This is a genomic window from Niameybacter massiliensis (assembly GCF_001282685.1).
Lineage (GTDB): Bacteria > Bacillota > Clostridia > Lachnospirales > Cellulosilyticaceae > Holtiella > Holtiella tumoricola.
On record NZ_LN875035.1, the window covers coordinates 2,155,735 to 2,174,058 of the forward strand.

General features: G+C 32.9%; 26 protein-coding genes. 8 read left to right on the forward strand and 18 right to left on the reverse strand.

The genetic code is table 11. The features are described from left to right. The first annotated feature begins 969 nt into the window (after positions 1–969). On the forward strand, positions 970–1,332 hold the full coding sequence (locus BN2390_RS15715; RefSeq protein ID WP_053985260.1) for a hypothetical protein: 363 nt from the start codon (positions 970–972) through the stop codon (positions 1,330–1,332). Between the two features lie 356 nt (positions 1,333–1,688). On the opposite strand, the gene BN2390_RS15720 is transcribed toward BN2390_RS15715, so the two are convergent. Beyond that, complete coding sequence (locus tag BN2390_RS15720) at positions 1,689–2,666, reverse strand: nucleoid-associated protein (protein WP_053985261.1); 978 nt, start codon at positions 2,664–2,666, stop codon at positions 1,689–1,691. A gap of 135 nt (positions 2,667–2,801) precedes the next feature. Between BN2390_RS15720 and BN2390_RS15725 the strand changes: the two genes are divergently transcribed. Both BN2390_RS15725 and BN2390_RS15730 read left to right on the forward strand, forming a co-directional pair. Next, the gene (locus BN2390_RS15725; RefSeq protein ID WP_053985262.1) at positions 2,802–3,290 is read left to right on the forward strand and encodes a hypothetical protein; all 489 of its coding nucleotides are present in this window, start codon (positions 2,802–2,804) and stop codon (positions 3,288–3,290) included. A gap of 279 nt (positions 3,291–3,569) precedes the next feature. Further along, positions 3,570–4,040, forward strand: coding sequence for a hypothetical protein (locus tag BN2390_RS15730; protein WP_053985263.1), 471 nt, complete (start codon positions 3,570–3,572; stop codon positions 4,038–4,040). A gap of 25 nt (positions 4,041–4,065) precedes the next feature. Here the strand turns inward: BN2390_RS15730 and BN2390_RS15735 are convergent, their stop codons facing one another. The 11 genes from BN2390_RS15735 to BN2390_RS15780 form a co-directional block, all read right to left on the reverse strand. Beyond that, a complete protein-coding gene (locus BN2390_RS15735; protein ID WP_053985264.1) occupies positions 4,066–4,281 on the reverse strand; it encodes a hypothetical protein in 216 nt (71 codons plus the stop codon). A 20-nt stretch (positions 4,282–4,301) separates the two neighbouring features. Continuing rightward, complete coding sequence (locus BN2390_RS15740; protein WP_053983837.1) at positions 4,302–4,532, reverse strand: hypothetical protein; 231 nt, start codon at positions 4,530–4,532, stop codon at positions 4,302–4,304. Positions 4,533–4,555: 23 nt separating this feature from the next. Further along, positions 4,556–4,831, reverse strand: a complete 276-nt coding sequence (locus BN2390_RS15745; RefSeq protein WP_053985265.1) for a helix-turn-helix domain-containing protein — start codon at positions 4,829–4,831, stop codon at positions 4,556–4,558. Positions 4,832–4,893: 62 nt separating this feature from the next. Continuing rightward, positions 4,894–5,268: a hypothetical protein gene (locus tag BN2390_RS15750; RefSeq protein ID WP_053983839.1), complete on the reverse strand. Its 375-nt coding sequence runs from the start codon at positions 5,266–5,268 to the stop codon at positions 4,894–4,896. Then, complete coding sequence (locus BN2390_RS15755) at positions 5,268–5,600, reverse strand: hypothetical protein (RefSeq protein WP_053985266.1); 333 nt, start codon at positions 5,598–5,600, stop codon at positions 5,268–5,270. Before BN2390_RS15755 ends, BN2390_RS15750 begins: the two co-directional genes overlap by 1 nt. Beyond that, complete coding sequence (locus BN2390_RS15760; RefSeq protein ID WP_053985267.1) at positions 5,597–6,259, reverse strand: hypothetical protein; 663 nt, start codon at positions 6,257–6,259, stop codon at positions 5,597–5,599. Before BN2390_RS15760 ends, BN2390_RS15755 begins: the two co-directional genes overlap by 4 nt. 8 nt (positions 6,260–6,267) lie before the next feature. After that, on the reverse strand, positions 6,268–7,299 hold the full coding sequence (locus BN2390_RS15765) for a hypothetical protein (RefSeq protein ID WP_053985268.1): 1,032 nt from the start codon (positions 7,297–7,299) through the stop codon (positions 6,268–6,270). A 41-nt stretch (positions 7,300–7,340) separates the two neighbouring features. Then, positions 7,341–7,478 (reverse strand): hypothetical protein, encoded by a 138-nt coding sequence (locus BN2390_RS21780; RefSeq protein ID WP_154668842.1) that lies wholly within the window; start codon positions 7,476–7,478, stop codon positions 7,341–7,343. 67 nt (positions 7,479–7,545) lie between these two features. Continuing rightward, entirely contained in the window at positions 7,546–8,028 is a 483-nt protein-coding gene (locus BN2390_RS15770) for a helix-turn-helix domain-containing protein (protein ID WP_053985269.1), read from the reverse strand. Between the two features lie 131 nt (positions 8,029–8,159). Further along, the gene (locus BN2390_RS15775; protein WP_053985270.1) at positions 8,160–8,348 is read right to left on the reverse strand and encodes a hypothetical protein; all 189 of its coding nucleotides are present in this window, start codon (positions 8,346–8,348) and stop codon (positions 8,160–8,162) included. A 42-nt stretch (positions 8,349–8,390) separates the two neighbouring features. Beyond that, on the reverse strand, positions 8,391–8,585 hold the full coding sequence (locus BN2390_RS15780; RefSeq protein WP_053985271.1) for a helix-turn-helix transcriptional regulator: 195 nt from the start codon (positions 8,583–8,585) through the stop codon (positions 8,391–8,393). Between the two features lie 147 nt (positions 8,586–8,732). Between BN2390_RS15780 and BN2390_RS15785 the strand changes: the two genes are divergently transcribed. The 5 genes from BN2390_RS15785 to BN2390_RS15805 all read left to right on the forward strand — a co-directional run bounded on the left by BN2390_RS15785 (position 8,733) and on the right by BN2390_RS15805 (position 12,544). Then, positions 8,733–9,134, forward strand: a complete 402-nt coding sequence (locus tag BN2390_RS15785; RefSeq protein WP_053985272.1) for a helix-turn-helix domain-containing protein — start codon at positions 8,733–8,735, stop codon at positions 9,132–9,134. Between the two features lie 6 nt (positions 9,135–9,140). Beyond that, a complete protein-coding gene (locus BN2390_RS15790; RefSeq protein WP_053985273.1) occupies positions 9,141–9,758 on the forward strand; it encodes a helix-turn-helix domain-containing protein in 618 nt (205 codons plus the stop codon). A 39-nt stretch (positions 9,759–9,797) separates the two neighbouring features. Continuing rightward, positions 9,798–10,133, forward strand: a complete 336-nt coding sequence (locus BN2390_RS15795) for a hypothetical protein (protein ID WP_053985274.1) — start codon at positions 9,798–9,800, stop codon at positions 10,131–10,133. Positions 10,134–10,176: 43 nt separating this feature from the next. After that, positions 10,177–12,093: a recombinase family protein gene (locus BN2390_RS15800; protein WP_053985275.1), complete on the forward strand. Its 1,917-nt coding sequence runs from the start codon at positions 10,177–10,179 to the stop codon at positions 12,091–12,093. 220 nt (positions 12,094–12,313) lie between these two features. Then, positions 12,314–12,544 carry an HPr family phosphocarrier protein gene (locus tag BN2390_RS15805; RefSeq protein ID WP_053985276.1) on the forward strand — a complete coding sequence of 77 codons (231 nt, stop codon included), beginning with the start codon at positions 12,314–12,316 and terminating at the stop codon, positions 12,542–12,544. Between the two features lie 82 nt (positions 12,545–12,626). On the opposite strand, the gene thiI is transcribed toward BN2390_RS15805, so the two are convergent. The 6 genes from thiI to dnaJ form a co-directional block, all read right to left on the reverse strand. After that, on the reverse strand, positions 12,627–13,808 hold the full coding sequence (gene thiI / locus BN2390_RS15810) for a tRNA uracil 4-sulfurtransferase ThiI (protein WP_053985277.1): 1,182 nt from the start codon (positions 13,806–13,808) through the stop codon (positions 12,627–12,629). Beyond that, on the reverse strand, positions 13,805–14,977 hold the full coding sequence (locus BN2390_RS15815; RefSeq protein ID WP_053985278.1) for a cysteine desulfurase family protein: 1,173 nt from the start codon (positions 14,975–14,977) through the stop codon (positions 13,805–13,807). Before BN2390_RS15815 ends, thiI begins: the two co-directional genes overlap by 4 nt. 67 nt (positions 14,978–15,044) lie before the next feature. Beyond that, complete coding sequence (locus BN2390_RS15820) at positions 15,045–15,413, reverse strand: response regulator (protein WP_053985279.1); 369 nt, start codon at positions 15,411–15,413, stop codon at positions 15,045–15,047. Continuing rightward, positions 15,413–16,156, reverse strand: a complete 744-nt coding sequence (locus BN2390_RS15825; RefSeq protein ID WP_053985280.1) for a 16S rRNA (uracil(1498)-N(3))-methyltransferase — start codon at positions 16,154–16,156, stop codon at positions 15,413–15,415. Before BN2390_RS15825 ends, BN2390_RS15820 begins: the two co-directional genes overlap by 1 nt. Before the next feature lies 1 nt (position 16,157). Further along, on the reverse strand, positions 16,158–17,096 hold the full coding sequence (gene prmA, locus BN2390_RS15830; RefSeq protein WP_053985281.1) for a 50S ribosomal protein L11 methyltransferase: 939 nt from the start codon (positions 17,094–17,096) through the stop codon (positions 16,158–16,160). 26 nt (positions 17,097–17,122) lie between these two features. Next, a complete protein-coding gene (gene dnaJ / locus BN2390_RS15835) occupies positions 17,123–18,274 on the reverse strand; it encodes a molecular chaperone DnaJ (protein WP_408633720.1) in 1,152 nt (383 codons plus the stop codon). Positions 18,275–18,324: the final 50 nt, after the last annotated feature.

Below are 18,324 nucleotides of genomic sequence, written 5' to 3' on the forward strand. Positions count from 1 at the left end.
AAAAACTATTTTATTGTGTGTATTTCTTAACTTCTGTATAATTATTTTAAAACATATAAGGAGTGCTTTTATGAGAACTACTATTTTTCTTATCTTAATATTACTTTTCCCCATTCTTATGTTTCAATCTGGTCTTAAATTTCTATATAGCTTACTTGACTCAATTAATGCTAGGATTAAGGAAGATGCCAGTATGACGACATATCATGCAAAAAGATGTGTTGCATTGTTTATTATCTTTTTCTTCCTATGTGTAATAGGTACATTTCTTCTTCCTATACTAATTTCCTTGATTCTTTCTATTGGTTCTAGCCTTTTTTGAGAAGAATATATGTTCTTCTCAAAGAATTATTTTACTATCCACCATATTAAAATGATGCGTTTATAACATAATTAATGTATTTCATTACATTATCATCCATAATATTCCATGCATACTATATACTCCCTTTTAGAGTTTTGTTTTAATAGATTAAAGGTGCTAGATTACTATCTAGTGCCTTTTTATTTTTTTATATCATTTATTTATCTTCCAAAAAATTATTTTATTGTGTTTGAATTGTCCTCTCTTTTATGTTTAAATATATATATATAAGGGAGGTTAGAGTTTTGTTTAAAAACATTAATAATTCCAATTTAATTTACTACTGTTTTTTAATTCTTATTGTAATAGCAAATATCTATTTAACATTCTTCTTAGATCTTGATAGAGACCTCTGGTATTCAATTGGAGGATTTAGTATATCTGCTATATATGCACTACGTGCTTACCAATTTCATAAGCAGAATAAAGCTATCGGAGAAAAAATCTTTTACATATTTTCTTGGTTGATAATTGCTACTATTGCATTAATAAAATTTCTCCTATAAAACTTATTTTCACTATACATTCAAAAAATTATTTGTTTAGTCGAATACTCTTTATGTGTATGTTAGGATTCAATTATCTATATACTAGGAGGAACTATCATGCATTCTCGTATAAAGCAATTACTATTTAATATCATCCCGTATATTTTAGTACTCATTTTCTTTAGTTACATAAATTATATAAACTTAAAATTAATTAGCGAATTTTATTTACCTATATTTTTATTATCAGCTATAGCAATCTTTTTTAAAAAATATTATTTTGGTCACATTTTTCTTATTGCCTCCCAAATCGGCTTAATTGCAGATTACCTAGTAAATTTATCAAACGCAGATACACCAAATATGTTTGGCGGATTCTTAAACGTATTTATCGTAGTTATAGGGGGGATTATAGGAGCTATTATTCAAGTTATAAGAACTATTATTGGAGTTATAATAACAAAAAAGCGTCAACTATAATTACACTCTTTTCCCTTAAGACCTCACTCATTTAAGTAGTGAGGCTTTATATTATCATTTACCCTCATCCAAACAAACTTAGATTTGACCTGCTCACTACTCTATTTTTCATTTATTAATTGCTCACTATATGATTTAATTAATCTATAGAGAGGAGGAACTATAATGTCATTTTCACTTATAATGCTACCTATTGTTTTATTAATTTACGGTACCATCGGTTATATAGTCTTTCTACTAATAAAATCCTTACGTAGATTAATAAAGGCTCTCGATATCTACATATCCAAAAATAGTTAGATGTGTGGTAATAATTTGTTGGTACTGGCTTAAAGTCGATACCAGCAAATTATCTTCTACTTATTAATTAATGTCCCTATATTCTTAAGCCTTACTTCAACTGTCCCATCTGGATTATTAACTATCTCAAACTTATCTGGATCATTGAGCATCTCTGTAGGTAATTTAACTTCAATCCCTGTATTAGTTTTAATTTTATGTGAGGTATATTTTTTACCTACTTTTTCAGCATTAGGTATTTCAATGACCCCTTCTGCAATGCCTTGTTCCTTAAATATAGATAAGCACTGCTCTTTAATGTGCTCATGTTCTCCAAAGGTTTCCTCTAATACATCATTAACACAAATACTACTTGTATGATCTATGCTCTTGGCAATATTTGCTTTAGCAAAAGCTAGTCCCTCTAACTTATTATCAAAGTTTTCTTCAATTGCTCCTGTAATGACTTGCTCTACTAACTTAATTTTTTGCTTAGTAGATAGTGACGTTGTTGTCCCAAGTAAATTATGTAAGTAGTGTTCTTTATGCCCATCTAAAAGAAGAATTTCACACGTCTCTAAATTAATAATGGCAGCTTCTTGAATCTTACTTGAAGTCTCTGGGAAAATAGTCTTATGCTTGATAATTTGATTAACAGGACGTTCCACATTTTGATCTATAACATGTGTATATGCTTCTTTATAGTTCAGTTTAAAGAATGCTAGATACGGTACCTGGTCACGTTTAAACTTTGTAACGATTAAATCACCATTAGGAATGTTTTCTAACGTTTGCATGTAAGCAAAGAATTGACGTGCTAATTCACAAGAAAAACTATAGAAGTCGGGTACATTGGCTCTAATTGTTTCTTCCCAAGATGAAGTTTCTTCAAAAATAGCATGTGAAACACTATGACTATTAAATAAATCTACTATGTACGTTGTGATATATGCCTCTACCTCATCATTTAGTGCTAAACACTCTTTTGAAAGTATAGGCTGACCATACCCCATATCTAGGGTATGCATAATGACTTTATCAAAAAGAATACTCACTCTAATTCCTCCTCTTAGTGCCAGCAATCAATGCTAGCACCACCAAAAATTATTTTTATTTAACTCTAAGAATACAAATATGTTTTCCCGATAATACTAGCTATAAATTACTTTAATTTAATGAGGTTTCATATTATGTTTAAATTAAACTTAAGATATAAAGTTACTCTACTTACTTTGATATGTTCTATCCTTTTAGCAATTTCTGTATTTGGCGCAAGTACATTCTCCTATGCAGATAAATTAGAAACAGCTTACACATCCTTATCAAATATTCAAAGACAGTTTTTTGGACTAAGTGAAAATATTTATATCAATGCTGTTAATGGAAAATCTACTGATGAATTTAAAAAAGAACTGTCTGCATTTACTATACAGTTAGATTCGATAAAAAAAGATTTGAATGACATTTTATCAACTAAATTAACAGATAACGAAGCTATCCAGGTACAAACCTTATTAAATATAACTTCATATTTGTTATATAATGAAAATCAATTACAAAACTTAACAGATTCAGTAACCCCTCGTGATCAGTATATTTATCTAATTAATTCTTCAGCTATTAATTCTTTAATATATCAATTGTTCTCGTATTATGATTTTACACAAGTTATTTTTTAAAACTATAATCAAGTAAGAATATACTTATGTTTTTATTTGATTATTTCTTAGTTACTTCTTAAAGTAAGTATATTGCTATTAGGAGTAACTATTTTTCTATCTATATTTTTTTCTCAATAGTTACTTTTATTCTATTAATCCTTAGCTAATCCCCAATATCTTCTTCATTCCTCCAATAATTATTTCCATTATGTTTATACATTCAAAGTAAATAATATATGTATAATTGCTTGGCTCTTTTCATATCCTACTTTTAACTACTATGATAGGAGATAATAAATGAAATTTAATTCTAAAGTTTTAGTTGTATTTATCCTTATTTCATCAATGCTAATGACTAACTATTTATTAGCTTCTTCACCCAACCTAACAACTGCACAAACTGATGAAATACTCAATTATGTTCAAGCATTAACCGATTTACAAAATCAAATATATACCTTTTCTCAAAATTTTATTTGTTCATCTGAATTCAATACTTCTACACTTGATAATTTCGAGGATACAGGAAATTCCATAGAAGTTGCATTATCTAAAGGATTAGTAAAATATAAAAATGATGCCTATCTCTATAGAGATCTATTGCTTTTAAAAAATGTCATAAACTATATGAGATGTGCTATTTGTGAGTTGAAAATTCTAGCTGATCATATATCTTCATCTGAAAAAGCAACTACACTAGAAAGATTTTATTATTTTAGACTTCGCGCTAGACAAACTCTTAATTTATTTGACCCACTCTTATCATAAGATAAGAGTGGCTTATTCTTTTAATCTAATACCATTCTTCATAATTAGGGCAACTGGTACATTCAGATTTATTCTTAGTACACTCTTCACAATCTAGTTCTTCACGTTCATGGATGTACCCAGTGTTACCGCAATTACGGCATGTAGCTTTATCTGCTATTTTTCTGAATCCTATTGTTACATCTTCTTCTAGATCTATCTCCTTAGAATTGCATTTAACACATTGTATAAATCTAACCATCTTCTCACCTTCTAACTTATCTAGATTCTTACTGGTATACCCTCAAGGTCATATCCTGATGCAATTACTTCTGCTGATTCATTACGACTCTCTATCCAACATCTACCACTTTCATTTCTGAATCTTACATCAGTCCATTCACCATCAATATTAACTTCCACTTTATCCATATCACGTAAGCCTTGTAATACCCATAAGTCCATTTCCAGTATCCCGTATGTGTATAATTTCCCATTACGCCCTAGATACATGCCATCCCTCCTATCCTTTTGTTTTACTCAATTTTCATTTGCCCCGGCATAATTGCCATGAGCTTTTTGATATCTGTAACAGGCTTATAAAATTTATTAGCCCCTTCTATATAATCTATTTCTATCAATCCATGACTTTTAAGATTTCTAATATATCTATCTGTGTTATTCTTCATGCATCCAAGTTCTTTAACTAACTGTGAAGATGTACAAGGTTTTACTAGGAGCATGAGGATAATTCTGTATTCTGTTGCCTTTAATTTGCATTTTGCTAAATAGTTATAATACTGCTTATCCATACTTTCTCCTTAGTTAGTCTTTTTTGACTAATCAATTAGTCTGTTTAGACTAATCTTGCTTATCATCCCAACATGTATTTAAATCTCATTCCAAGACTTGGTACAAATCCATTCCTTGTCCTAATAGCTATACCTATTGTCTTTTCTGTTACATAATGTTCTATAGCTGCTTGCTCTGCACTGTTGTATACTTTTACAACTTCACCTGCATCATTTAATTTTCCAACTTGGTATCTTTGAAGTGGTTTATTTACACCATCACCATATCTAAACCATAGTTTTTTATCTGGGAACTTTCCATCGTGCCCCATAAATGCTAGTCTCATTTTTGCCCTATCTATTCCGTGCTCTTCTAATGCCTCTTTGACAGTTCTATATCTCTTAATCACTTCACCTGTCTCATAATCTAGTTGTTCAAACTCTCTGATTTTACCCATTAGCTGATACCTCCCAGCATCAATTGCCCACTTTCTTTTCTTGTAAGTTCATGTTTAAACTTAGGTTTTACTCGTTCTCTCTTTGCTACTTGCTGTACATCTGCACAATATTTAGCAGCATAAACATGCAATGCTACATCCTCAATGGAATCTTTTTTATTCCATAACTTGATGGTGTTCATAATCTTATTTAGAGCCTGTTCGTTCCCATGCTCTTTGATATGCCTTTTAACAATGCTTGTCCATTCTTCTTTGGTTAGCTTAGTGCCATCCATGAGGTAATAAAACCACGCTTTGTTTACTTCTTCTCTGCATCCCAATTTCATATTCATGCGCCTACACCTACGCTGCTAGTCTTATTGCTTATGCTCTTTGCAAATATATCTCTAAGGTTTGCTATATGCTCTTTGTTGTTAGCAATCTTTTCATCATTTAATTCTGCCATCTGTCTACTTTTTTCAAGCTGTAGTATATTCTTAGCTTCTAGCTCTACCTTGTTTTGGTACAATGATATCTGCTCAAATAATGTATTTCCAAGAGTAGCTTCTGACCTTGTTCGTATATTCACAGATGCCATTGCCTTGTTAAACTGTCCTCGTATGACTTCTTTTTTCTCTGCCTCACATATGGATTGGAATCCTCCCATGTATGTGATAGCTTTTTGTACCTGTACTGGCAAACTGTTCATTGCTTCATCTGAACGCATGTACCCATAGAGCCTTATCGCTTTTTCTACTAGCCCCCAGCCTTCTTCATTATCAATTTGAACTGGCATGTCTAGTTCTGCATAAGCTTGTTTAATATTCTTTATGGTTACAAAGTCACATGTACCAATCACTTTTTTTACTGCAAGAACTGCTTTAGCATCATCCATGTAAGCTAACTCATTGAACCAAACCTCTACAAGATCTTCGTCCTCGATGTTAAACTTAAAGTTCATAAAAGCTTTTTCAAGTATATTGATTAATCTCTCAAATGTTCCAACTGTCATTGTTGCACCTACTCTCCATACTTTTCTCGTAATTTGTCAAAAGCACTTTTGCTTTCAACTTGTCCAGTTTCTACAACAGTGCCATCATCTAGTTGAATGGATTGCATTGCTGGTAACGCATAACCTTGTGGAAGTTCAAATATCCCTTTCCAGTTGTTTTGGATACTACGGTTTAGAATGGCTATCTTGGTAACTCTATCTGTACCTAACTTATCTAATTCTTTTAACATGAGCTCAGCTGCTCTTTGTGTCATCTTCCCATTCTTTAACCCGTTTCGCATATCGTTAAAAGCAATTAATGTTTCAAGAAGTTCTACATCTTGTCCTGCATATGTACCAAAAAGATTCAAAATGTATTCCTGCACCTGTGCAGGTTTATTTTTATTTGTTGTAGTCTTCTGTTGTAATCTACTGTAGTAATCTACTGATATATGAGGAAACGGGAAATTCCCATCTGTGGAAATCGGGTTTTCTTGTTTCTGTAAATCAGAATTTCCTGTTTCCAGAGGTTGGTTTTTATCCTCTACACAGATTGTATTTTCCTGTTTGCTAGAAATCGGAATTTCCTGTTTCTTAGAAATAGCTTTTTCACGTTTCTTAGAAATGGGAATACTCTCTTTATTAGAAATCCACTCTTCTAATATTTTGTCTACAAAGTCATTATTTCTAAAATAATATGTAAGTCGCTTCTGACGATCATAGTAAGATGCATATAATTTACCTTCAAATAAGTTGCCATCTTTTTGACTTACAAATTGGCTCTTGCTCTTATAGCACTTGCCAATCCTATTGAATGCACCTTTAAATTCTTCCTTACCAAAGTTAAGTTCTTCTAACCAACTATCACCTTCACGGTATAAGTCATGTTCACAAGGCTCTGTAAATTTGAAGAACATTCCACCTTCTTGCTTTGCAAACCAATATTCCAGCTGCATCATTAAAATGCTAGCTGTTACAGAACCCGTAATTTCATTTAAGCCTGGGTAATAAGGGATTACATTCGATACTTTTGCAAGTATGTAATTCTTCATTTTAGACATTGTATATACCCCCTCATATCAAAGCCTCCTTTTAATATTTATTAAATACAGCACCAAAGATAAATCATGAAGCTTGTACTGAGTCCAACGATTATCATCAACTCAAATAACCCTTTCATTGTTTGGTCAAACCATCTGCTGAGGTTATTTTTAAGTGCTCTTTTTTCTCTGACTGTCATTATTCAATTCACTCCCTTTGACACCAATATAAAAACATGCTATACTGATGTCACCAATTTAGTTTTACTAAGCATTTGCTCTTACAAGACTGCAATCTTGTGAGGGCTTTTTTATTTCTGTGAGTAACAAGGACATACCTGCTCCTACAACTTCTTCTATTTCCTTCGTTGAACTCCTCCAATCTTCTTCCTCATCTTCTGTGATTTCATCATCATATGCCATACGTACTAAATCACGTTGTATATCCTCTAGATCATCACACTCCTTCTTGAACATCAAAGTTAAATGCCCTACCTTGCGCCTATAGATTGGTGGCAAGATTGCTTTACCTATCTTTGTATAAGTTCTTAAGTATTCATACCCTAACCACTTTGCCCCATAGGCGTGCATCATTTGGAACACCATATCATCATTGGGTACTACTTGGTCATTTTCATATCTTCCAAGTGTTGTTCTGTCCTTAATGAGTAATAACCCTGTTGCCACTTCCTGTGTTAACCCAGCCTCTTTACGTGCCAGCCTAAAAATATTGCCATACTCCTTGTTCATCTACTTGCCTCCTTATATGTAATTGATCCAGTCACATTCTAAATAAAAATGTGTCTCTGTCAGCTCTTCTTTTATCAGTTACTTCCAGTTATACTAGTCCTAACTTCTTTTGATACGCATTTAAATATGTACTAATCATTAGGCACTTCTATATCCATATCCTCACTAAGAGGTGTTGTTAAGAAGCCAATTCTAAAGAGACCTCTTTCCCTGGCTTCTTTAACAGCTTGTCTTGCTTGTTCCTCTGTGTAAATACCCATTTTTGCTAGTTCTTGACGCCTAGCCTCACGTTTCACTAAGTCTACTTGTTTAGGTTTCACTGCTACCTCCTGTTGCAAGTGTCCTTCGAATAATTTGTTCGATTAACTTGCAAAAAAAATTTCATCTACTGTTCTATTTAATATAATTGCTATTTTCTTTGAAAGAGCAAATCCTGGAGTCCTTTTACCGCGTTCAATCATAGAAATATAATCTTTATGAACCCCTACTTTTTCTGCTAATTGTTCCTGTGTTAATTTAGATTCTACTCTAAATTGCTTTAATCTACATTCTTGCAATTCATCACCACCTTTTTAGTCGAATATTTTGTTCTGAGACTATAATAACAGAACATATTGTTCGTTGTCAATCTTTTTAAGAACATTTTGTTCTAAAATATTTTAGTAATCGAACAATATGTTATACTTTTTGTGAGGTGATAGAATATGTTATTCGGAGATATTTTAAAAAAACTACGTTTAGATAAAGGCATTACTCAAAAACAACTTGGAGATATAATTGGTATATCAGATAGAGTTATTGGTTATTATGAAGCTAATAATCGATTCCCAAAAGAAGAAAAAATAATCAAAGATTTAGCCAATTTCTTTGGTGTATCAACAGATTACCTCTTAGGTAGAACTGAAGATAAGAGTAATACTCAAATTTTAGATGCTGTTTCTAATAATCCTGAGTTAGTAGATTTTACGAAAGAACTCATGGAACGTGAAAGTATGCAACTTTTATTTAAGCAAGCTAAATCATTATCTGATTCAGATATAGGTAAGATAATAAAAATTATTAAAGCCATTGAAGATGAAGAAGATAAACAAAATGGAGTTGATTAACTCATTATGTCATTCGCTGATATATTGAAAAAGCAACGTAGCATTAAAAAAATTTCTCAACGAAATCTAGCTGAAATGATAGGTGTTTCCCAACAAACTATTGGTTCATGGGAAACGGAAAGAACAGAGCCTGACCAAGTATCTCTAAATAAACTTGCAGATTTTTTTAGTATATCAACTGATTACCTATTGGGTAGAACTGAAGATAAGAGTAATGCTCAAACTTTAGATAGTGATATAATCCAACTCCCTACTATTAGGATAAAAAGTCTAAGGATTGAAAAAGGATTATCCCAAGAGGAACTTGGTAGTCTTCTTAATATCCAAAAATCTGCAATTTCTAAGTATGAAAGAGGTGCTCTTGAACCAGGCAAAAGCATGTTGATTAAAATGAGTAGCATATTTAATTGTAGTGTTGATTATTTGCTAGGACTCAGTAGTGTTCGTAATGAAAATAACGATCAACGTTCTATAGATAACGATAAAGATCCCCTAAATTTTACAACTCAGTTTATTAAACGTAAAAGTATACAGCTTTTATTTAATCGTGTTAAGTCACTATCAGATTCAGATATAGAGAAAATAATTAAATTTATTGATATTATAGAAGATAAAGCGAACTAAATGAAATCGTACAAAAGAAGAAGCAAGGGGTTGCTAATAATGGATAAAATACAATTACTAGATGAGCCATTGATACGCTCATTATTAGATGAAACCATATCTTTTTATGAAGTAATGAATGCTTACAATATACAAACACAGGTCGCCTTTGTACTCCCTCCCAGTGTATATGGGTTTGTTTTCCTAAGCAAAAATTCAAATTATTATATTATACTAAATGGGAATATCAATTACGAAACACAGGTCAGAACCTTTGTGCATGAAGTTAAACATATTGTTGAGGATTGTCCAAAACATAACTACATAATAGGTATTGATATGCAACACACTGAATTAGAAGATGATTCAGACTTACAAAAAATATTTAATTTATAGATAGAGCCTATAGGGCTCTTTTATTTTAGAAAGGAGTTATAACATGAAAGCTGCATTATACGTCCGTGTATCTACACACTTTCAAATAGATAAAGATTCTTTGCCATTTCAGCGCCAAGAATTAATTAACTACAGCAAATACGTTCTTGGTAATGACAACTATGAAATCTTTGAAGATGCTGGGTACTCTGCTAAAAATACAGATAGACCTTCCTATCAAGCTATGATGTCTAGAATTAGATCTGGTGAGTTCACACATCTTATTGTATGGAAAATAGATAGGGTATCTCGTAACCTTTTAGATTTCTCTAGCATGTACGAAGAACTTAAAAAGTATAATGTTACATTTGTTAGTAAGAATGAGCAATTTGACACTTCTTCTGCTATGGGCGAAGCCATGCTTAAAATCATTTTGGTCTTTGCAGAGCTTGAAAGAAAGCTTACTGCTGAACGTGTAACTTCTATTATGCTCTCTCGTGCAGAAAAAGGCCTCTGGAATGGTGCCACTGTACCTTTAGGCTACAAATGGTCAGATGAAATTAAATTCCCTGTAATAGATGAAAATGAAGCTTCTACAGTGCGATTGATTTATGACCTCTATCTTCAGCTACGTTCTACTACTAAAATTGCTCAGCATCTGAATACCAATCATATTCCTACTAAGCGTAATGGAACATGGGTAGCAAAAACAGTTAACGATGTCTTACGTAATCCTTTTTATATTGGAACTTATCGCTATAATATGAAAGATCAAAAACGCAAACTCAAAAAAGAAGATGAATGGATTATCATTGAAGATAATCATGAGGGTATTATTGATAAACCTATCTTCGAACAGGTTCAACATATCTTAGAGGATAATTATAATGGGAATAGCCAATACCAAAGAGAAAACATACATACTCATATCTTCTCTAGTCTTGTTTACTGTAGTAAATGTGGCACTCGATTTTGGGCTGGATTAGATAGCCCTCGAAAAAAAGATGGCTATAGACCTAGCCGATATGTATGCTATAAAAATAATAATGGCTGCCAAAATATTATAAGTGATGTAACACTCTTACCTTTTATCCTTAACTTCATTGCTAATTTTATTAGACTTAATCACTCTACTTTAAACAATCTATCTCTAAAGAGCATTGAAAAAACACTCTTAAGAGGTAAAGCATTTGTGGATGTTATAGGAATTGATCACTTTGCACTTGAGAGCACCTTTAAACGTATGGCTACTGGTTTACATGATGAGCTAGAACTAAATAGTGACACTGCTACAGAATCAAAAGTTATCCAAACAGATGAAATGGAATCACTTGAAAAAGAAAAGAAAAAATATGAGAAAGCATTAGAACGTTTAGAATCCTTATACCTCTTCTCTGAGGATAGCATGAGCCAAAAGGATTTTATCTTTAAGCAAAGAGATTTAAAACAACATCTTGAACAAATCAATGCCAAATTAGCAGCTCTTAATATCCCTCAGGCAAAAGATAACCTTGCAGATCTATCCTGGTTAGATGATATTCAGTACTTTATCCTTATGGATAAGATACAAAATACTATAGGCATTGATTATCGTGAAATATTAAACCTTATTGATATAGAAGTGTTAAAAGAATTTATTAGTAAGATCGTGGAAGAAATCCACGTACAAGATAAAAAAGTAATGTCTCTAAAACTTTCTAATGGCATTACCTACAAATTTGCTTATAAAGAACATACACAAATTCGGACCAGAGAACATTTACTCTATAGAAAATATGAAGATACACTATTAGAACTTTTGAATACAAAAATTCAAGTGACAAGAAAAGATGTAGAAGAAACTATTCCACTGGGACGTGTAACCATTGGCAAGCTTATTAATGAATTTATTGAACGTGGCATTATTGTACGCTGTGGTGCTTCTACTGCTACTTACTATACTTTAGTAGAAAATAAGGATTTTCCTAGAGAAATACTATAAAATAAAAAGTCGTCTATCCATTATATATCAATGAATAGACGACATCATATGTACTTTCACTTTATGTCACCCTAATGTATACGTCGCTATATATTTATTTTCAGTATTTTGATTCATTTTTTTCTCCTCTTAAAAACTTATTCTACGATTCACTCATTACATATTGACACTCTACCATATTCCATATATGATACAATTAACATTGTAAGGAGGAATAAGCATGACATCTGTAACCATTAGTTTAAACTCAATAGAAAAAGTAAAACAATTTGTTAATCTAATCAGTAAATATGATGGGGACTTTGATTTAACCTCTGGTAGGTACGTCATTGATGCAAAATCTATAATGGGTATTTTCAGTCTTGACTTAAGCAAACCTCTTAAGCTTGATATTTATAGCGATCAAACAGCGAGTGTGCTTATGATGCACCTAAAAGAATTTGTGGTTTAATCTAAAAAAGATAACTATACATTAAAAGTCTACTTTTTCAAGTAGACTTTTAATTTTTTGCTCAAAATCTTTAGAAATCTGCTTATACAGTAACAACTTCTGTATCGTCAATTGCTTTTTGAATCATTTCTTCGATACAATCTGCAAGCTGAAGTTCTGAGTGTTGAATAATCTCAAGTTTTGGTTTTGTCTCAGGATGCTTTGGTACAAAGATTGTACAACAGTCTTCATATGGTAAAATAGAAGTTTCATAAGTATCAATCCTTTTAGCAATTTGAACAATCTCTTCTTTGTCAAAACCAATAAGTGGTCTAAATACTGGCATACTACTAGAATCATCTGTTACAACCAAACTATGCATTGTTTGACTTGCTACTTGCCCAATACTTTCACCTGTAATAAGCGCTTGACTGCCACCTTCACGTCCAATGCGTTGTGCAATTTCCATCATAATACGACGCATAATAATTGTAAGTTGTTCATGTGGACATTTTTCATAGATTGCCATTTGGATATCTGTAAACGGTACAACATGTACTTTCATTTGACCAGTATAAAGCGCTACTTTTTTTGCTAAGTCAATAACTTTTTGTGTTGCACGTTCACTTGTGTATGGTGGGCTATGGAAGTAAACTGCATCAATTTCTACACCACGTTTTGCAATCATCCAACCTGCTACCGGACTATCGATACCACCTGAAAGAAGAAGTGTGGCGCGACCATTTGTACCATAAGGCATACCACCTGCACCTTTGTAAGTTCCCGCATAAACATAAGTTTCATTTCTAATTTCAACATTTAAAAGTACATCTGGATTGTGTACATCTACGGTTAATTGATCAGGAAATGTATCTAATAAATAGCCACCAAGTTCAGCATTTACCTCCATAGATGATACTGGGAAACGTTTATCTGCTCGTTTTGTATTTACTTTAAAAGTTAAACGTTCTTTTGTTTCAAACTCTTTTTTCATATGCGCTACTGCTAAAGTTTGAATAGCTTCCATAGAACGTTCATTCATTTTAATCCCATATGAAATACCAATAATACCAAAGATACGGCTTAATCTTTCCATAATTACTTCTGGTTCAATACTATTATCCGCAGGTTCTACTGTAATACGCCCTTGTTCTTTTCTAACCTCAAATTTCCCAATCGGTTTAAGATTTTTTCTAATTGTTGCTACTAATCTATTTTCAAAAATAAATCGGTTCTTACCTTTAATGGCAAGTTCCCCGTATTTGACTAAGAAAACATTTGTCATCTTTTCTTTCCTCCTAAAGTAAATTTTCTAAGTAAAGCTACTTGTTTCTTAAGTATATCTATACAATAATCTAGGTCTTCTTTTGTAATATCCTTACTAAAGGAAAAACGAATGGCACTATCTAATGCTTGATCCTTAAGACCTAAAGCTGCTAGCGTACCGCTTTTAGCTACTTTATTTGAAGCACATGCTGAACCTGATGATACATAGATTTGATGTTGCTCAAGTGCATGTAAAAGCACTTCTGCACGTACATCCTTAAAACCAATATTTAAGATATGTGGTGCACTTTTATCAATTGTATCTCCATTTAAATAAGTTTCTTCGATTTCACCTAGAATATGTTCTGCTAAATAAGTTTTTGCCTCTAAATAACTTGCAAGAAGGGTTTGTTGATTTTCCATTGCATAGCGTGCGGCCACATACATCCCATAAATAGCTGGAACATTTTCAGTTCCTGAACGTAAGTTCTTTTGTTGGCCACCTCCATGTAATTGATTGAGTACACGTACCTTCTTACTTTTATAGAAAAGGCCTACACCTCTAGGGCCATAAAACTTATGACCACTTATAGAAAGTAAATCAATTTGAGCTTTGCGTACAGAAATTGGAACTTTGGTAAATGATTGTACAGCATCTACATGAAAGAATGTCTTTGGATTTTTTGTTTTAATGAGCTTTCCAATACGTTCAATATCTTGTATCGTACCAATCTCATTGTTCACATGCATAATGCTTACTAAAGTCGTGTCTTCATTAATCGCTTCTTCTAAAAACTTCTCATCAATGTAGCCTTTTTCATCTACTGGAATTACTAATACTTCAAATCCTTGTGTTTCTAAATGTTTAAAAACATCTCCAACAGAAGGATGTTCGATTGCTGTTGTTAGAATTCTTTTACCTACTTTATGATAAGCCCAAGCTGTTCCTAATATGGCTAAATTATTACTTTCTGTACCACCAGACGTATAGTATATTTCATCTTCTGTACAACCTAATACATTTGCAAAATAAGTTGTACATTCTTTTATCTTATTTTCCGCTTCAATGCCCTTTTTATGCAAAGAAGATGGATTTCCATAATAATCACGCATAACAGTAGACACAGCTTCTATGGTTAAGTCTAACGGCTTAGTTGTTGCTGCATTATCTAAGTATACTTCTTTCATCCTTTTTCCCTCTTATTCCGTTAAAATCATTTTTATTCCATAAAAAATGGGGGAAGTATTCCCCCATTTAAAGATTTTTTACATTTTCAATCGCTTGAAGAACTCGTGCTTTTTCAAAAGGCTTCACAATAAAGTCTTTAGCACCTCTTTTAATGGCTTCAACTACTCTAGACTGTTGTCCCATGGCAGAGCACATAATAATCTTAGTATTTGGACTTACTTGTAATATAGCTTCAATTGCTTGAAGCCCATCCATCTCAGGCATCGTAATATCTAAAGTCATCATGTCTGGTTGAAGTTTTTTAGCTAATTCAATGGCCTCTAAACCATTTCCCGCTTCTCCCACAACCGTATAAGATGCCTCAACTAACATCTTTTTTAGTACTGTGCGCATAAATACAGCATCATCTACTACCAAAAACGTGAGTTCACTCATTATCCCATCTCTCCCATTTCGTACATTATATTGGTAAGTGTTACTAAACTTGCCGTTTCACTACGTAAAATACGATTACCTAAGCTAACTGAGTGAACATGATTGCGAATTGCTTCTTCAATTTCCTCTTCTGTAAATCCACCTTCTGGACCAATATAAAGCCCAAAATTCGTAGATGATGTATTTTGTAAAACTTGTCTGATACCCTTTTCATGTTCCTTTTCATAAGGAATGATGGTAAATAATTCGTTGCTAGCAGCAAATGCAAGTGCTTCTTTAAAGTTCATAGGAGCAATGACTTCTGGTACAATTCCCCTACCACTTTGTTTAGCTGCTGATTCTGCTATCTTATTCCATCTTTCGATCTTAGAGGCCATTTTTTTAGGACTATCTAACTTTACGACACATCGTGTTGTACAAAGAGGTACAATCCTAGTCACTCCTATTTCAACAGCCTTTTGAATCACCCATTCCATCTTTTCCCCTTTAATAAGAGATTGAAAAAGGGTGACTTCAGTAGAAGGTTCACTAGATGAATCCACTACACTATTGATACAAGCTATAATTTTACTACTTTCTATTGCACTTATTATACACTTATAGTCGTGACCTTGTCTATCATTTATTATAATTTCATCGCCCGTTTGTAATCTGAGCACATTTTTCATATGATTAACATTTTCGTCATCAATAATAATTTCTTTTTCGAATATATTTGCAGGTTTTACAAAGAACTTTGGCATTTTACTTGCTCCTTTTACTTACAATCGCTAACCATTCTCTTTGTTGTTGGATTTCGACAATCTCAAAATGGTTCTTCTCAATTGCAGCAATAACATCTTCTTTTCTCATTTCAATGATTCCAGAAGCAATCCAAAGTCCATCATCTTCCATTACTTCATTTACTTCTTCTGCAAGCATAATAATTACATCTGCAATAATATTTGATACAACAATATTACCTTTTTGCTTAACAACATCTATTAAATTACCTGCATGTACTTCCATTTTATCTTCTACGTGGTTATATTCCACGTTTTCTTTTGCAACTTTTACAGCTACTGGGTCGATGTCTACACCAATAACACGTTCTGCACCCATTTTTGCTGCAATGATGCCTAAAATCCCACTACCTGTTCCAATATCAACGATTGTTTGATTTGGTTGCATATATTTTTCCACAAGCTCTGCACACATAGCTGTTGTTTCATGTGTTCCTGTTCCAAATGCCATACCTGGATCCATTTCGATTACTAAATCTTGTGCTTGTGCATCGTATGCTTCCCATTTTGGTTTAATAACAATATGATCACCCAGTTTAACTGGTTTATAGTATTTTTTCCATTCATTTGCCCATTTTTCTTCTGGGATATCTAATAACGTCATTTTACCTGTTCCGACATTTAAAAACTCACTAATATGTTTTAAATGTCCTTTAATCGCTTCTACTTTTTCTTCTATATTAATTTCAGTTGAAAAATAAGCTTTTACTACCACAGTGTCCATATCCTCACTGATAAGGCTGTCATCAATTAAATCAAAAAGTACTTGGCTACGATCTTGTGTTAATACATCTTGTGGATCACAAATCTCCACTCCACCTGACATTTCCTCTACTAAAAAATAACTGATGGCCTCTACTGCTTCTCTTGTTGTTTCAATAGCTATTTGAATATAATCCACTGGGTAATCCTCCTACTTGTTCTTCTTTAGTTTTTACCAAAGAACTTCTCTAGTTTTTTCTTAAAATTCATTTGTTCAGGCTGATGGTCAACAGTACCATCTGCAAATTCTTTCAATAACTCTTTTTGTTTAGTTGTAAGATTTTTAGGTACTTCTACATAGACTTCAACATATTGGTCACCACGTTGTTTCTTATTACGTAAGCTTGGAATACCTTTACCTTGTAATCTAAATGTTGTACCTGTTTGTGTACCTTCACTAATATTAAACTTCACGTTTCCATCTAATGTTGGGATAGAAAGTTCTGCCCCTAATGCAGCTTGAGCAAAGCTGATTGGCATACGCATATAAACATCCATTCCACGACGTTCAAAAAGCTCATGTGATTTAATATATACAGTTAAAAGTAAGTCACCGTTTGGTGCACCCACATCTCCTGCTTCGCCTTTACCTTGAATACGTAAAGTTTGACCATGGTCAATACCTGCTGGAATACTTACTGTAATATTTTTACTTACTCTTACTTTACCCTGTCCATGACAATTTGGGCAAGGGTCACTTACAACTTTTCCTTCTCCATGACAGGCATCACATGTTTGAACACTTTGCATCGCACCTAAAATCGTACGTTGTGTTACACGCACTTGACCTGTACCATTACATTTTGTACATGTTGTAGCACTTGTTCCTGGTTTAGCTTTTGTCCCATGACATGTTTCACAAGTTTCTGATGTTTGAATTTTAATTTCTTTTTCTACGCCAAAAGCAGCTTCTGCAAAATCAACTTGAATGGTTTGTTTGATATCGTTACCTGGTCTTGGACCACGAGGACGACGTCTACCGCCTCCACCAAACATATCACCAAATACACTGCCAAAGATATCATCCATATCAAAGTCGAAACCGCCGCCAAAGCCACCTGCTCCACCAGCGCCACCTTGTTCAAATGCACTATGTCCAAATCTATCATAGGCACTTCTTTTTTCTTGGTCACTTAATATTTCATAAGCTTCACTTGCTTCTTTAAATTTAGCCTCAGCTTCTTTATCTCCTTCATTTGTATCCGGATGATATTGCTTTGCTAATTTTCTATAGGCTTTTTTAATTTCTGCGTCCGATGCACCTTTTTGTACACCAAGCACTTCATAATAATCTCTTTTTGCCACGGTTATCACCATCCCATCTCATTAACATATTCCATTATACTGACTGTTGTGCCTCTATACAA